Here is a 17,400-nt window from a genome sequence, read left to right on the forward strand (position 1 = left end):
AAAAAAACTTAACTATTCTTAACTTCTTAATGGTTCAAAAAAAAACATTAAGAGGAATGTTTAATTATTATTAACTTTCTTTTAGTTAAAAAGTAGCATAGATGAAAAAAACACCAATTCATATAATAATAATTATAATGTTGTTTGCTTCATGCCAATCAAATTACCCCAAGGAACAATCACACATAATAGAAAAGTCTGTCAATCCTTCACCGATGGATAAAACTCTAATGCCAGAACCTGTTTTTGATACCGAACCGGAATTTGTAGAGTTTTACTGGAAAGCATGGGAATTAGCATGGAATCATGTAAAAGAGAGCAAAGGTGCTCCTCAAAGTCCGTATATGGATGAAGCTCACTGGACAAGTACTATTTGGATTTGGGATACAAGTTTTATGATGCACTATTGCAAATATGCTCCTGAACTTTTCCCCGGAATTGAAAGTCTCGATAATTTTTATGCAATTATGCATGATAAGCAAACTTCATCGCTTTTTATTCAACACCCCGACAATCCGCCATTATTCGCCTGGTCGGAGTATGAGTATTTTAAATTAACCGGCGATACTACGCGTTTGAGAAAAGTGCTGATAGAAAGACAATATCTGCAAAAGCATTATTACTTATTCGACAACTTTGAACCAGACACTAAATATCCTTATGCAGGAGCTCCGGTGAAAATAAAAAAACACCCAAATGGTTATCAATGGGGAGGAGTGCAAAGCGGAATGGATAATACTCCTCGTGGACGAGGTGATGAAGATTCAATTTTGTGGATTGATGCTATTGCGCAACAGGCTTTATCGGCATATTACATAAAAGAGATTGCATCTGTTCTTAAACAAAATGATATAGTACAGGAATATTCTAATAAATACAAAAAACAAAAAGAGCTCATCAATCGGTATTATTGGAATAGCGAAGATGGAATTTATTACGATATAAAAGTTAATTCGCCATACGAGCATGTAGCAGTAAAAACACCTGCTGCATATTGGCCTATGCTTGCTCTTACACCCGGTGTAAATCAAGCTGAATTATTGGCTGGACATATTGAAAATAAAAAAGTATTTGGAGGAGTTTTTCCATTACCATCAGTGTCGCGAGATGATAAGGATTTTGAGTCAAAAGGGAAATACTGGCGCGGTGGAATTTGGCTGCCAACTGCCTATATGTCGATAAAGGCATTGGAAAAATACGGATATTTTGAACTGGCTGATAAAACTTCATATAATCTTATCAAACAGATGCTGAAGACTTATAAAGAAGTAGAACCCCATACAATCTGGGAGTGTTACAGCCCAACAGAAGCCAAACCGAGTACAATGAAAAAAAACGAAAAGTATTCACGTCAGGATTTTTGTGGATGGTCGGCTTTAGGCCCAATTTCGCTTTTTATTGAAAATGTATTGGGCTTTCACGAAATAGATGCCACAGAAAAAAGAGTTGTATGGCGGAAATATCAAAAAGGAAGGCATGGTATTAAAGGATTGAGGTTTGGTACTGTTGTAACTGATATTATTAGCGAAGGCGATAAAATTATGATAGTAAGCAATGAGCCATATACATTAGTGGTGAATACAAAGGAATATGTTGTGAAAAATGGTAAAACAATATTGCAATGGATCGAATAAAAAAAAGTTTAGTTTTATCGGTATTAGTTATTGGAATTTTTCAGATAACTAATGCTCAGGTAAATGTTAGTAATGAGCTTTATAACTTAAATACGGCTCTGCAGTCGCGTTCTATATCTTTTGAAAATCCTACAGGTGAACCCGGAGAGGGAGGTAAAGACGCAAGCGAGTTGGGAGTAGGACGAAAAGGAGCTCCCCGAAAATTGATAGAACCCGGGGAAACAGTTGTTTTGTGCGATATAAATCAGTCAGGTACAATCAGACATATTTGGATGACAGGAGAATGGATGGATCATCCGTGGCTTAAAGAAAAGGGAGAAAGTGGCAGAGCTAAATTGTTGCGTACTACAGTGATCAGAGCTTATTGGGATGGTCAGGAACATCCGAGTATAGAAGCTCCAATAGGCGATTTTATGGGGATAGCACACGCTAAGGTTACATCGTATCAGAGTGCAGTGCATTCGGTTGGAGAAAAGGCAGCACTCAATTTTTGGTTGCCAATGCCGTTCACCTCTAATGCTAAAATTACCCTTACAAATGAATCTGAAATGTCGTTTTATTTCTATTATCAGATAGATTATACAATTAACGACCAACACAAAGATGATGTGGGACGTTTACACACATGTTTTAAAAGAGAAATTACAACTCAAAAAAATGACTTTGAACTTATGCCAAAACGTACAGGCAAAGGCAGGTTTATTGGAGCAGTAGTTGGAGTGCGAACTATGTATCCCGGTTGGTGGGGTGAAGGAGAAGTGAAAATCTATATGGATGGAGATAATGAGAACCCTACTATTTGTGGAACGGGAAGCGAAGATTATGTTGGACTTTCATACGGAATTCAGGAAGCTACATTTTTAAATCACGGTTGTAATTTGAATTATATGTCGGAGAAGAAAGTGAATGTTAAGGACTATAAAAGCGGAAAAATAAGAAAGTTTAATCCCGAATATATATCTATGTATCGTTGGCATATACCTGACCCGGTATACTGGAAGCAGGATTGTAGAGTTGCAATTCAACAAATAGGATGTTGTTATTACGAACGAAGCGATGATTGGTCGACTGCCACATTTTGGTACGAAGCTGTACCGAGTGAACCATTGCCCGAAATGCCTTCGGCAGAAGAGAGGGTGAGGAATTTGGAAGAGATGTTTGGAGGTTGAATTTAGGTAAGGATAATATGTAAAAGCAAAATATTTAAGCCAATTTTAGGATGAAGAGATTAATAGAGTCAAGCTTACTAAGATTATTCATTTTATCAGTTTTAGTACTGAGTATAAATTCTTGTTCCAACCCCGGGGATTCAAATGATAGAATATCCGAGCTTATATCCCAAATGACCTTAGAAGAAAAAGTATCTCTTCTGGGAGGTATGGATGGGATGCGAACAAATGCAATCCCTCGTTTAGGAATACGAACACTAAATATGCTCAATGGTCCAAATGGAGTAGGAGGAGATCCCGGAACAGCATTTCCAACAGGTGTGGCTATGGCAGCAACCTGGAACGAAGATTTGATGCACAGGATAGGTGTAGCTATTGGCAATGAATCACGAGCTAAAAAAGCCGACATATTATTAGGCCCTACCGTAAATATTCAGCGCATGCCTCTTGGTGGACGAAATTTCGAGAGTTATTCCGAAGATCCGTTTCTTTCGGGCAGACTTGGAGTAAACTTTGTTAAGGGAGTTCAGGAACTTGGAGTGGCCACTTCGTTGAAACACTTTATATTAAACAACCAGGAATTGTCACGGGGTAGCTATAGTGCAGAAGTTGACGAACGTGCATTGCGCGAAATTTATTTGCCTGCTTTCGAAATGGTTGTAAAAGAGGCTAAACCCATGACTATTATGTCGGCATACAACAAATTTAGAGGGGTGCATTGTACCGAAAATGAGTATATTCTAAATGATATTTTAAGAGAAGAATGGGGATTTGAAGGTTTTATAATGAGCGATTGGGATGCAGTGCATTCTACTGTTGAGGCTTCACATGCCGGATTGGATTTGGAAATGCCCGGAAAACCAAAATTCTTTAATGAAAAATTGGTGACAGCAGTAAAAGAAGGAAAGGTTAGTGAGGAAGAAATAGATGAAAAAGTTGCAAGGATATTAAATATTTATGAGAAAATAGGAGTATTTAGTGATGAAGAAAGTCTGCCAAAAGGTAAGTTAAATACTGTAGAGCATCAGGAGTTAGCTGCACAAACAGCACGTGAGGCAATAGTATTGCTTAAAAATGAAAATGCTATTTTACCTTTGGATAAGGGTAACATTAAAAAAATTGCAGTGCTCGGACCTAATGCAAGTGTAAATCGTAAGGGAGGGGGAGGAAGTTCGGAGGTAAAACCTTTTTATTCGGTTTCGCCAATTGAAGGACTAAAAAGCAAACTCGGCAATGAAGTTGAGTTGCTATTTGACGAGGGAACAAAACCCGCGATAGAAGATTATATTGCAATACCATCTAAATATTTGATTAGCGAAGATGGTGAGCCCGGATTAAAAGCCGATTTTTTTAATAATGAATATGTAAGTGGAAAAGCCGTAGTTACCAGAATAGATGAAAATATAGATTTTCATTGGGGACAAAAATCACCGGATAAAAAAATTCAGGTAGATCGTTTTTCGGCACGTTGGACCGGGAAGTTGATAGCTCCGCTAACAGGGAAAATAAGAATAGGAGTAAAGAGTAATGACGGTGGGTATTTGTACATCAACAATAGATTGCTTGTTAATAACTGGGGGATGCATGGTCCTCATCAGAAAAGTACTGAACTCGATGTTGTGAAAGGTGAGAAATATGATATTAAGGTTGAATATTACGAAGGAGGTAATAATGCTGAAGTAAAATTGGGTTGGCAATTGACAGAACCAAAAACAACAATAAGCAAACAAGCTGTAGAGTATGCAAAAAACGCCGATGTGGTTCTTTTGTTTGTAGGTTTGAATAAAGAATTTGAAGGTGAGGGATTCGATCGTTCAAGTATGGATATGCCTGGTGATCAAGACGAGTTGATTAGAGCTGTTTCGGCTGTAAATAAAAATACAATTGTAATAATAAACGGAGGTAATCCTGTTAGTATGACAAAATGGATTGATGGAGTTGATGGGATAATTCAGGCATGGTATCTGGGGCAGGAAACCGGAAATGCTCTAAGTGATGTTTTGTTTGGCGATTATAACCCTTCGGGGAAATTACCTGTTACCTTCCCTAAAAAATATGAGGATAATCCGGCTTTTCCCTATTATCAAAAAGTACAGAATAAGGCAATTATGGAGGAAGGAATTTATGTGGGATATCGTTATTATGATTCTAAGGGAGTAGAGCCCATGTTTCCATTTGGTTACGGACTTTCATATACAAGTTATGAGTATTCCGATCTGAAAATTGAAAACCTAGGAGATGAAGAGGTAAAAGTTTCATTATCAGTGAAAAATACTGGAAAGTACGATGGTAGTGAGATAGTTCAATTATATGTACACGATATGGAGGCGAGTGTTGATAGACCTCTTAAAGAGTTAAAAGGATTCTCTAAAGTTCAGTTGAACTCTGGAGAAACAAAAGAAGTTTCAATAAAATTAGATAAACGTGCTTTTGCATTTTATGATATAGAAGCTAAAGAGTGGGTTGCCGAACCCGGTGATTTTGAAATATTTATTGCTTCAAGTTCAAAAGATATAAGATTGAAAGGTATATTTTCCTTAAAATAGGATTAATACCAATATTGATTCAGGGAAACCGTATCAGTCTGAAATTGTTTATAGAAACATGTTAACATATAATGCATTTTAATTCAAATGCACGAAATGTTATTAGTTGTGATGCAATATATTTGAGTTTTATCAAACTGTATTTTATGCCGACAGAAAATAAAAAAATAAAATATAGCCTATTAATATTTACCATTATTATTGCAGTATTAGCTTCAATTTTACATTATCCTGTACATATTGTTGATGCACTAAGTCTCGAGTCTGCAAAAGGCTTTGATATTCATATTTCGATTTGGAGAATATTGTTTGAACCTTTCTTAGGTCATTTACTTTATTTTAACAGAGGGTTTTACACGTTGGTGGAGATCAAATATGTTTTGTATTGGATTGTTATTATTTTTATTCTCTATTCGATATTTTGGCTATTTGCTAAAAGAATAGCCCTTCAGAAAAGAACTTTCATTGTTGGTCAGGTTTTAAACCTGCCAATGATTGTAGGTTTGTGGTTTACAATATTTGTGGTAATGATTTTAATGAGTGTTTATTTACCTTCAAATACCATCGTTAATAACAGTAATGATAATATTTTGGTAACAACACATTCTCATACTCAATTTAGTCATGACGGTATAATTTCTCAGGAGAATTTATGGGAATGGCATAAGCGAAACGGCTTTGATGCTTTCTTTATAACGGACCACAATACACATGAAAAAACTATTGATTTTATAAATGAACAAAGAAATGGTGATTTTCCTATGACACCTTTGGTGTTGGGGGGAGAAGAGTTCTCAGGAACAAATCATTTAAGCTTATTAGGGCTTAAAAGAAAATTCGACACTCATGGTTATTCCGATTCACAGGCAATAGATTCAACCCGTGCAAATAATGGGGTTGTAGTTGTAAATCATTGGTTTGATGATGAAAATATGAGTCTGGAGTATTATAAAGATTTGGGTGTTGATGGATTTGAAATAGAAAACACTGCCACTGATTTATTTTATCCCAGAGACTTAAATAGTAAAATAGCCGGTTTCTGTACAGTTAATGGATTGATGATGAATGGTGGTGCAGATTTTCATGGCTATGGTAATGTTTGTTCGTTATGGAATGCATTTAAATTACCGGGTTGGGATGAATTGAGTGTTGATGCGAAGGAATTGGCAATACTGAATATTATTAAGAAAAGAGAACAAGATAAACTTAAGGTTCTGATGTATAACGACAGGCCATACTATGCAAAGACTGGTATGTTTTGGAGACCTGTTATTTCATTCTTTAATTATTTCAGGACATTGAATGTTTGGCAATTTTTATCTTGGGTGTTCTGGATATTCATATTTATGAGTGTAGATAAATTACGAAAGTTAATTTTTACAGATAAAGCTATTGCTGTTTTAAGTTTTGTCAGTGCATTGTTTTTATTAATACTCGCATTAAATTACTATCTCGAAATAGAGGAAGTAGCAGGTAGTGATAACGATATTTATATTGAATATAGCACTTTCCTGTTTTATTCCGGAACAGCGTTTTTAGTATATTCGGGAATTATAGTTTATTTAAGAATAGTCAGAGATAAATTTAATATTAGGAAAATATAACAGGATGATATTTACGCAGAGGCAATTTATATGCTCCTTTGTATTACAACTGTATTATGAAAAAATGGATCAGAAACATACTAATTACTGCTATTCTGATATTAACTATCGTGTACTTCTATTGGATATTACCTGTATGGGGAGTTCCGTTTAATAGTCAACGACATGAAAAACTACCCTTAACACCGTCCTGGGTATTGGAAAACTGGCTTTGGGAAGATGATGTAAATACTTCGGCCTATATTGATGAATTATTACAAGGTTATAAAGAACACGATATCCCTGTTAGGACCATAATTTTAGATAGTCCCTGGTCACTGCGTTATAACGATTTTGAAATTGATACCATTCGATATCCCCAACCTGAAAAATGGTTTAAAAATCTGCAGGATAATGATTATAGAGTTGTACTCTGGATGACTTCCCTAATAAACAGCAATAGTAAGGATAGCAGGATTAATGATTCTGAAGAGTGGTACAATCGAATTAAAGAGAAGGGGTATCTGGTAAAATCCAAACATCTTAATCACTGGTGGAAAGGCGATGGTGGCTTTCTCGATTACAGTAACCCGGAGGCGGTAAAATGGTGGCGATCAAAGCAGCAAAAGCTATTCGATTACGGAATAGACGGGTGGAAACTCGATGGTGCAGCAACTTTGTTTTATTCGAAAATTGCAGGTCTTCCATTTTTCTATAAGGATAGCAAGGAGGGGCTTATGACTACAAGAAAGTATATGGACTTGTATTATCGCGAAGAATATAAGCACGGACTTACACAAAATCCGGAATTTGTAACTCTTTCGAGGGCTATAGATGGATTGTATGCCCATCCGGAAGGATTTTCTCCTTTTGATTCGTCACCGGTGAATTGGGTTGGAGATCAAAAGCACACGTGGGCTGAGTTGAAAGATGAAAAGGAGAGAGAAGAAGACAATGTTGATTTAGTAATGGAAGGAGCAGAAGGTATTACTATGGCAATAGAACATGTGTTGGCGAGTGCCAAACTGGGTTATAATGTTATAGGCTCTGATATTGCCGGATTCTCAGGAAGTAAAATTCCTCCACGTTTATATATTCGTTGGACACAGTTTTCTGCTTTTTGTGGGCTTTTTATGAACGGAGGGCACGGCGAAAGACGACTTTGGAAAAGAAGTAAGGAAGAACTTGAAATAATCAGAAAATTCTCCTGGATGCACACAGAGTTAATTCCTTATATGTATCACTATGTTGTGAGTGCACACAATGGAGAAAGACGCCTGCAGACTGTGATGAACATCGGTAAATATCAATATATGTTTGGCGATGATTTTTTAGTTGCTCCTATTTATATCGACTCCAAAAAACGCAGTGTTTCTCTCCCTGAAGGAGAATGGCGATATTTCTTTAACGATATAGAGTTACTTGAAGGAGGGCTTACTTTTGAACGGGAATATCCTATTGATGAGTTTCCGGTTTACATTAAGGAAGGTGCTATTGTACCTATGAAAATAAGCCGGGCTTATACAAATATTGGAGACAATGAATCAGAGGGTTTTACTACACTATTAATATATCCTAAAGATAAGAACAGCTTTACATATTACCATAGCAATAATAGCGGAGAAACGGAAATATCCTATCGGTTGAAAGATAAGCTATTCGTGAGTATTAATGGAGATAAGATAGCTCATATCCTCAGGATTCATTCCGAGAAAGCCGTTAAAAATGTAATTCTTGATGGAGAAAAATTAGATAAGAAAAACTGGAGTTATGATTCTCAAAATCATAAAATTACAATAAGAACTTCTAATTACACGGAAGGTGAATATGAGATACAATATTAAGGGGGACTTTTTGGTTCTACTACGAATGTTGCAGGAGTTGTGAGTCTAATATCTAAGTACTAAATACTCAGTACTAAATTTACAGTACTAAGTACTTTTCCCGTAAGATGGTGGCTTGAAAAAAAAGGTTTCTTATCGATTAGTAAATTAGGTTAACATATAATGTAATTCAAATAATATAAAAGAATACTCAAGAGAAGTCTGAATTTATATTTGAATATGTAGTAATAGTGACTCTTTTGTCCCAAAAAGAATAATTTATGAAACGAAACCATATTTTAATACTGTTGATATTCTATATATTCTTTGTAATATCTTTTTTGACAAATATAATGGGGGCACTGCTCCCGGAGATAAGAAGCGATTTTCAGATGAGCCTGTCCATGGCTGCTTTCCTTCCTTTTTCTTTTTTTGCTGCTTATGGTGTTATGTCAATTCCTGTGGGGATGGTTTTAGAAAAATCGGATGAGAAAACAGTAATGATAATTGCTTTTTTAGCCTCACTTATCGGAGCATTAACTTTTAGTGCTTTTCCGGGGTTTAAAACAGCAATATTTTCTTTATTCCTTATTGGAGCAGGAATGGCAGCATTACAGGTCGCCATTAATCCTCTTTTGAGAACAGCCGGAGGTGAAGAGAATTTTGCTTTTAACTCTGTAATTGCACAGTTGGTTTTTGGAGCAGCTTCATTTTTAAGTCCGTTAACTTATACCTATTTGGTTAACGAATTGGAAAGTGGAAATGCAAATCCGAACTTTTTGATAAATACTTTAAAACACCTTGTACCCGAAGATTATTCATGGGTTTCTCTATATTGGATTTTCGCACTTATAAGCTTAGTAACTGCAGTAATATTGTTTTTTGTGAAATTTCCTAAAGTGGAACGCAAAGAAGACGAAGTTGCCGGAGCATGGAAAACACACGTCGAGTTGTTTAAAAACAAAACAGTGATTATGTTTTTCATCGGGATATTTGCCTATGTTGGAACCGAGCAGGGAATTGCAAACTGGATTTCGCAATTTTTGCAAAGCTATCACGGATTAAGTCCCAGGGTAGAAGGAGCCGAAAGTGTTTCGCTTTTTTGGGGAATGTTAACCATAGGCTGCCTTTTAGGTTTGGTTCTATTAAAATTATGGGATGCCCGAAAAGTTCTTAAATTCTTTACAGTATTGGCAATTGCCTCATTGATGTTAGCATTATTAGGAAGTAAAGAGCTTGCCTTAATAGCTTTCCCTTTAACAGGATTCTTTATTTCGGTAATGTGGTCGGTGATATTTTCTTTGGCATTGAATTCTATGGATAAACATCATGGATCGTTTTCCGGAATTCTTGTTACAGGTATTGTAGGAGGAGCTGTTGTACCTTTAATAATTGGCTCTATGGCCGATGTAATTGGTTTGAAATATGCAATGTTTTTTATTTTAATTCCATTGGGCTATATATTTGTTTTAGGGTATTTGGCAAAACCTATAATCTTAAACAAAACATTGAGTGTTAAAGAAATAAAATCAATCATCTTTTCTAAAATAAAAAAGGCAGCGTAATAGTTGTTTCATGATAGTTTGGTTATTTGTTTAACTGTCATCTGAAAATACAATCCAGTTTAACAATTCAACAATCCTCTTATAAGTTAAAATATCATGTAATTACAATAATATTGACGAATTGATTTGCTTTAGAGAAATATAAATTTGAGCTATATAGCTTCATCTATTTATAGATGAAACTAGCATGATGAAATTTCAACAATTTTGAACCACAGGGGAATGTTAAAATTTTGTCTTGCGAACACCATCCCTACCTGCAAGACGAAGTCAGGTAGGTGACTGAAATATAAAACTATTATCAGATGAATCAAAAAGCGATCAATATTACAAAGCTGGCACCGGTAATGCTCATTTATATAGTAATGGGTTTTGCAGATATTATTGGAGTAGCCACGGCTTATATTAAAAGTGATTTTAACTTAGCCGATAAATGGGTGCAGTTACTGCCCTTTTTGGCTTTAATATGGTTTTTCTTTCTATCGGTTCCCACAGGTATTTTACAGGACAGGTTTGGCAAAAAAACACTCGTTTCAATTGGAGTAGCTTTTATTGCTGTAGGCATGTTGATTCCTTTTGTCTATTATTCTTTTGTAAGTATGATGTTTTCTATCGTATTTATGGGAGTAGGGAATACTATAATTCAGGTTTCGGCAAATCCTCTACTTTACGATGTGATACCCCAGGGTAAATTTTCGAGTTTTATGAGCTTTGGACAGTTTATTAAGGCTATTAGTTCATTGTTGGGACCTATTTTGGCAGCGATGGCCGCCACAAGTTTTGGAAATTGGAAACTTGTTTTCCTAGTATATGGAATCACTTCAATTTTAGCTGTTCTATGGGTGAATGCAACCGTGATAAAAGAGACCAAAAATGAAGAAAAAGCGGCTACTTTTAAGTCTTGCTTCTCCTTGCTAAATAATAAATTTGTACTAATAATGGTGCTCGGTATTTTCTTTGTTGTCGGCGCTGATGTAGGGATGAACACCAATATAACTCTTTTCCTTCAGGGAGAGTTTGGTTTAGAGATAGAAAAAGCATCACTTGGTATCAGTTTGTATTTTACTGCACTGATGATAGGGCGTTTTTTAGGCTCTATTCTACTAAACTGGATATCATCATATAAATTTCTTTTGGCAACAACATTACTTGCTCTTTTAGGAGCAGTATTAATGTTCATGACTTCAAACCTGTTTATGGCGCGAGTCACAATATTTATAGTTGGCCTTGCTTCTGCCAATCTGTTTCCTTTGATATTTTCAATAGCAATTGAAAAATATCCAAAACGCGCAAATGAAATATCTGGTTTAATGGTAATGGCAATCTCAGGAGGTGCTTTTATTCCCCCTGTCATGGGATTTGTTAGTTCTTCGTTTGGGATAAGGCTTGCCTTAGTTGTAATAATAATAACAATGCTTATACTGTTAGGTATATCGCTTTTTGTTTTTAAATCTGAGAAAAATGCAAAAAAACTTGAAGAAAATAGAGCAGTGGCTTAGTCCTCATAAAGGGGCTATAGTAGCTTTTTCGGGAGGGGTAGATTCGTCTCTTGTATTGTATTTAAGCCGTAAGTTTTTAGGAAAGGACAAAACAATTGGAGTTATATCGGCCAGCGAGAGTTATAAATACTCCGAGTTGCTCAAAGCGGTTGATTTCTGTAATAAATACGATATTGAGTATAAGATTATCCAAACAGAAGAGTTGCTCGACGAGGATTACTATTCAAATCCTCATAATCGTTGTTATTTCTGTAAAAATCATCTTTACGAAGCACTGGAAGCCTTAAAAACAGAGTATCCTGGGTATTCTATATTCAATGGTACAAATAAAGATGATTCAGATGACTACAGGCCGGGGCATATTTCGGCTTCCGAACACGATGTTGTTTCGCCTTTGGCAGAAATGGATCTTTCGAAAAACGATATTAGGGATATTGCAAAATACCTCGACTTGGAAATATGGAACAAACCTTCATCTCCTTGTTTAAGTACCCGAATACCTTATGGCAGTACCATAACAAAAGAAAAGTTGCGGCAAATAGAGGAAGCCGAAGAAACACTTAACATGAATGGTTTTAACGATGTTAGGGTACGACACTATGGAAACTATTGTAAAGTAGAGGTTCCTCAGGATAGAATAAATGACTTACAAAGGAACTTTAGTAAGATTTCTCAAAATGTATTAAAACTTGGTTTTGAGAAATGTTTGGTAGATGAGGAAGGATTAGTTTCAGGTAAATTAAACAGGGATATCGGACATGCAGAATCATAATATAGATCATAATCGAGAAGATAGATTAGGGTTCCCGGAGGTTGTTTTCGGTGAGTCGAAAAATGTGAAAGATTTAACTTCAATATTGTATAATTATGTGGAAAAACATAAGAATGCATTAATAACAAAACTTCAGGCAGAAAAAGCCACAGCATTAAAGAAGATATTCAGGGATTCTTTTTATGATGAAGAGTCGGGGGTTTTTATGCTTTACAGTGCTGAAGATGTAAAAGAGAATTATGATGTTGCCATTTTATCGGGAGGCACTTCCGATATTCATGTTGTGAATGAGGTATATTATACTCTCGAATTCATGAAAATCTCAGTAACGGTATTTTCCGATATCGGAGTTGCAGGTGTTCACAGATTGTTGAATAAAGTTGATGAGTTAAAGAAATATAAGGTATTAGTTGTTGTTGCTGGTTTTGAGGGAGCTCTGCCAACCGTTGTTGGCGGGGTGCTCCCTCAACCAATTATTGCGGTTCCCAGTGATGTTGGTTATGGTGTTGCAAAAGGAGGAAATGTGGCTTTGAATTCTATGTTGAGTTCTTGTGCGAATGGAATAACTGTTATGAATATAAATAATGGTTATGGTGCTGCTATGGCTGCTATAAGGATATTGAACTTGATAAATAAATAATATTATTTGAGATGAAGATATACATAGAAGCTTTTTCAGGATTGTCCGGAGATATGTTCTTAAGTGCTTTGGCTGAACTTGCCGATGCTCATGAAATGTTATTATCATTACCCGAGAAATTAAATCTGCCGGGAGCAGAAGTTAAAATTCATAAGCTCGTTCGCAATGGAATAGTTTCGCAGCATGTAAAAGTAATTGATAATGAAAATGACAATGTTCACAGACATCTATCGGAGATTAATCAAATAATTGATAATGGTGATATTAGTCTAAATTCAAAGATAATAGCGAAGGAGATATTTGCAATTATTGGAGAGGCAGAAAGTAAAATGCATAATATTCCAATAAGTAAAATTCACTTTCATGAAATTAGCGCTATAGATTCTATAATTGATATAATTGGAAGCGCTGTACTTATTGATAGACTTCGAATAAAGAAAAGCTATTCGAGTTCAATTTGTACCGGATATGGATTTGTAAACACTCAACATGGTGTGCTTCCGGTACCGGCACCTGCAACTGCCGAAATTTTAAATGGAATACCTACCTACTCAGGTAAAGAAGAAGGAGAACGTGTTACTCCAACAGGTGCAGCTATATTAAAATATCTGAATCCTATTTTTAAACTTCCTAAAATAATCAGAAAAAAAACAGTTTACGGAGCCGGAGAAAAAAGGTTTAAAGAACCTAATGTACTTCGTATTTCGTCAATAGAAACAGAATTAAACAATCATAGTTCACTTACTGTAATAGAGTGTAATATGGATGATGTTTCAAGTGAATTTTTAGGGAGTGATTTTCAACAGACATTATTGGAGAACGGAGCAAAAGATTTCTATTTTACCCAAATTCAGATGAAAAAGGGGCGTCCGGGTATTTTATTATCATGTATCACCAGTAATGATAATGTTCTGAAATTGTCGAATATAATTTTAGAAAATACGTCAACAATTGGAGTTAGATATTACAATGTGCACAGAAATACACTGGATAGGGAAATACTTTGGGTAGAAACTCCATACGGAAAAATAAGAATTAAGGTAGTTATTACCCCGTCAGGTATAGAACGAAGAACTTACGAGTATGAAGATTTGATAAAAATAAGTAAAGAACAAAATATACCATTGCTTGTTCTTGATAGTGAACTGGAAAGTTATAAGAATATGGCAAGCTATAATGACAAAGTTTAATAAGCATAATTGAAAATGGAATATAAAGGAAAATACACTGCATTTGATCCTACTCAAGTAAAAACATATCCGGTATCTACACGTACTAATAAGGTGAAATTTTCGGATTTACATTTTCCGGAAGAAGTGCTTAAGACAAAGTATGAAGTTGGAGAGGGTGTAGAGAAACGTTTAGAAAAGCTAGCCAAAGATATAGTAGAGTTTCGTAAGCAAGGAAAACCTGTAGTCATGCTTACAGGCGGACACATGATAAAAAACGGTTTATCGCCTTTGGTTGCTGATATGGTGAAAAAGGATATGATAACTCTGTTTGCAGGTAATGGAGCTACTTCTATTCACGATTTCGAACTTGGATTAATAGGAGAAACAAGCGAGTATGTTCCTCAGGCTCTTGAAAAGGGAGAATTTGGAATGGCATTTGAATTTAATTACATAAATGCTGCCGTAACCGTAGGAAACAGCATGAAACTTGGATATGGAGAATCGGTTGGAAGGATGTTTAATGATGAAGGTTTCCGTAAAAAAGTGCAGGAAGTATTAAGGGTAGAAGAGGATGTTGAGTTTCTACATTCCGAAATATGTTTGCAATCTATATGTTACCAGAATGACGTGCCTTTTACGGTTCATGCAGGGATAGGTACCGACGTTTTGGATCAACACGAGTTTTTTGATGGAGCAGATAAAGGAGGATGTTCAGGTAGAGACTTTCTAATATATACCGAGGAGATAACTAAGTTTACTGAGGGAGGTATTATTATGAATATAGGCAGTGCAGTTACGGGACCGGAAGTATTCCTGAAAGCCGCATCTATGGCAGGAAATATTGGTAAGGTTCCGGATAATATTATCACGGCAAACTTCGATTTACGACCTTACGACCCTAAAGTATTTTCAAATGAAGAAGAAGTAGGATACTACTACCGCGATCAAAAAAGTATAGTAACCCGTGTACCTCAAGCCTACAATGGAAAAGGATATTATATTTCGGGTAATCAGTTGGCGACTCTGCCAATGTTGTACCAAAAAATTATTGAATTAATCTAATTATCTACATATAATGAATAAAGCAGGTTTAAATAATATTCTTGAAAGAATACAAGATGCAAAAGTTGCTGTTTACGGAGATTTTTGTCTCGATGTTTACTGGATAATGGATGAGGAGGGCTCGGAAGTTTCTGTAGAAACAGGTTTACAGGCACAGTCTGTGGCAGGACAAAAATATAGTCCGGGAGGAGCAGGGAATGTTGTTTCAAATTTGTTGGCATTAAAGCCTGCAGAAATCAGAGCTATTGGAGTTGTAGGGAATGATGTTTTCGGACGAGAACTGGTAGGCCAGCTTTCTGCCGATGGAGTTAAAACAGATACACTTATAGTGCAGAATGAAAATTTTGCAACTTATACCTATATTAAAAAATACAATGGCGATGTAGAAGAACCACGTATCGATTTCGGATTAAAGAATGCACGAACACATGAAACTGACGATACAATTTTAAATAATATAGAGTCTGCATTAAAGAATTATGATGTGCTGATATTTAATCAGCAGGTAGAAGGAAGTTTGAATAATCCCGAATTTATAGAAGGAGCAAACAAGTTGTTTAAAAAGTATAATGATAAAATCATAATAGTAGATTCTCGCCACTACAATAGAAAGTTCCTGGAAGTTTATCGAAAAGTAAACGAAATTGAAGCAGCAATTTTATTGGGAGGAGATGCGAAACCAAGTGATTTTATCTCTTTTGAAGAGTCTAAAAATAATGCTGTGAAACTTCATCAGAATACAACCAAACCGGTGTTCCTGACATCGGGAAATAGAGGAGTGCTAATTTGCGATAATAAAGGACTCAGGCATGTACCATCTTTGAATATTACGAATAAAATTGATACTGTTGGTGCAGGCGATACTACAATTAGTGCCTTAGCTATGTGCTTAGCTGTTGGAGTAGAGCATACCCGGGCTACTGAATTTGCAGTTTTGGCTGCCGGTGTTACTATTCAGAAACTATTTACTACAGGAACAGCTTCTGCCGAAGAAATTACTGAGATAAATAAAATTGGAGATTATTTGTTTAATACCGAACTGGCAGGAGATAATAGAAATGCCAAATTTCACGATGCTAGTGAAATTGAAATTGTAGAAAATGATGTATTTGAAGAATTACATGGAATAAAACACGCTGTTTTCGATCACGATGGTACAATAAGTACCCTGCGCGAAGGGTGGGAGCATGTAATGGAACCGGTAATGATAGAAGCAATTTTAGGAGACAAGATTAATTCTGTAGATGCTAAAACTTATTCAGAAATAAAACAAAGATCTTTAGAATTTATTGATGCTACAACGGGAATTCAAACAATTCTTCAGATGGAGGGTTTGGTAAAAATAGTTAAAGAGTACGGATATGTAGAAGATGTAAAAGATAAATTTCAGTATAAAGAAATTTATAATGATGCCTTGATGGAAATGGTGAATAAGCGAATAGAAAAGTTGAATAATAAGGAACTTTCCAACGATGATTTCCTGATGAAGGGAATTTTAAACTTTATGCATAGACTAAAGAAACGTGGAGTAAAACTTTACCTTGCAAGTGGTACCGATGTAGATGATGTGAAAAATGAAGCCGGGGTAATGGGATATGCCGATTTGTTTGATGGCGGGATTTACGGTTCGGTGGGAGACGTGTCAAAGTATTCGAAAAAAATGGTGATAAACGACATTCTGAAAAATAATAATCTAAAAGGAAGCGAATTATTGGTAGTAGGAGACGGACCTGTAGAAATCAGAGAGTGCAGGAAAGTAGGAGGAACAGCAGTAGGTATTGCAAGCGATGAGATAAGACGATATGGAATAAATATTTCTAAGCGAACACGCCTGATAAAGGCAGGTGCTCAATATATTATTCCGGACTTTTCTCAGGAATCGATATTGTTCGATATTTTGTTTGAAGGAAAAAGTGTTATGAGTTGAAAATAATA

At 35.7% G+C, this 17,400-nt stretch carries 12 protein-coding genes; all 12 read left to right on the forward strand.

From position 1 onward, the window contains the following. Window positions 1-101: 101 nt before the first annotated feature. The 12 genes from ABFR62_04225 to ABFR62_04280 all read left to right on the forward strand — a co-directional run bounded on the left by ABFR62_04225 (window position 102) and on the right by ABFR62_04280 (window position 17,392). Window positions 102-1,634: a trehalase family glycosidase gene (locus tag ABFR62_04225; GenBank protein ID MEN8137619.1), complete on the forward strand. Its 1,533-nt coding sequence runs from the start codon at window positions 102-104 to the stop codon at window positions 1,632-1,634. After that, window positions 1,622-2,803 (forward strand): glycoside hydrolase family 172 protein, encoded by a 1,182-nt coding sequence (locus ABFR62_04230; GenBank protein ID MEN8137620.1) that lies wholly within the window; start codon window positions 1,622-1,624, stop codon window positions 2,801-2,803. The genes ABFR62_04225 and ABFR62_04230 overlap by 13 nt, the downstream gene beginning before the upstream one ends. 50 nt (window positions 2,804-2,853) lie before the next feature. Then, window positions 2,854-5,349: a glycoside hydrolase family 3 C-terminal domain-containing protein gene (locus tag ABFR62_04235; GenBank protein MEN8137621.1), complete on the forward strand. Its 2,496-nt coding sequence runs from the start codon at window positions 2,854-2,856 to the stop codon at window positions 5,347-5,349. 146 nt (window positions 5,350-5,495) lie between these two features. Then, entirely contained in the window at window positions 5,496-6,953 is a 1,458-nt protein-coding gene (locus ABFR62_04240; GenBank protein ID MEN8137622.1) for a PHP domain-containing protein, read from the forward strand. A 56-nt stretch (window positions 6,954-7,009) separates the two neighbouring features. Then, the gene (locus ABFR62_04245) at window positions 7,010-8,776 is read left to right on the forward strand and encodes a TIM-barrel domain-containing protein (protein ID MEN8137623.1); all 1,767 of its coding nucleotides are present in this window, start codon (window positions 7,010-7,012) and stop codon (window positions 8,774-8,776) included. A 260-nt stretch (window positions 8,777-9,036) separates the two neighbouring features. Beyond that, entirely contained in the window at window positions 9,037-10,320 is a 1,284-nt protein-coding gene (locus tag ABFR62_04250) for an MFS transporter (protein MEN8137624.1), read from the forward strand. Window positions 10,321-10,625: 305 nt separating this feature from the next. Continuing rightward, complete coding sequence (locus tag ABFR62_04255) at window positions 10,626-11,819, forward strand: MFS transporter (protein ID MEN8137625.1); 1,194 nt, start codon at window positions 10,626-10,628, stop codon at window positions 11,817-11,819. After that, the gene (gene larE, locus ABFR62_04260) at window positions 11,782-12,591 is read left to right on the forward strand and encodes an ATP-dependent sacrificial sulfur transferase LarE (protein ID MEN8137626.1); all 810 of its coding nucleotides are present in this window, start codon (window positions 11,782-11,784) and stop codon (window positions 12,589-12,591) included. Before ABFR62_04255 ends, larE begins: the two co-directional genes overlap by 38 nt. Further along, window positions 12,578-13,231 carry a nickel pincer cofactor biosynthesis protein LarB gene (larB, locus tag ABFR62_04265; protein MEN8137627.1) on the forward strand — a complete coding sequence of 218 codons (654 nt, stop codon included), beginning with the start codon at window positions 12,578-12,580 and terminating at the stop codon, window positions 13,229-13,231. The genes larE and larB overlap by 14 nt, the downstream gene beginning before the upstream one ends. 11 nt (window positions 13,232-13,242) lie before the next feature. After that, the gene (gene larC / locus ABFR62_04270; GenBank protein MEN8137628.1) at window positions 13,243-14,421 is read left to right on the forward strand and encodes a nickel pincer cofactor biosynthesis protein LarC; all 1,179 of its coding nucleotides are present in this window, start codon (window positions 13,243-13,245) and stop codon (window positions 14,419-14,421) included. Between the two features lie 15 nt (window positions 14,422-14,436). Further along, window positions 14,437-15,465 carry a hypothetical protein gene (locus ABFR62_04275; GenBank protein ID MEN8137629.1) on the forward strand — a complete coding sequence of 343 codons (1,029 nt, stop codon included), beginning with the start codon at window positions 14,437-14,439 and terminating at the stop codon, window positions 15,463-15,465. 13 nt (window positions 15,466-15,478) lie between these two features. Next, the gene (locus tag ABFR62_04280; GenBank protein ID MEN8137630.1) at window positions 15,479-17,392 is read left to right on the forward strand and encodes a PfkB family carbohydrate kinase; all 1,914 of its coding nucleotides are present in this window, start codon (window positions 15,479-15,481) and stop codon (window positions 17,390-17,392) included. The last annotated feature ends 8 nt before the right edge of the window (window positions 17,393-17,400 follow it).

It is taken from the genome of Bacteroidota bacterium (assembly GCA_039714315.1).
Lineage (GTDB): Bacteria > Bacteroidota > Bacteroidia > Flavobacteriales > JADGDT01 > JADGDT01.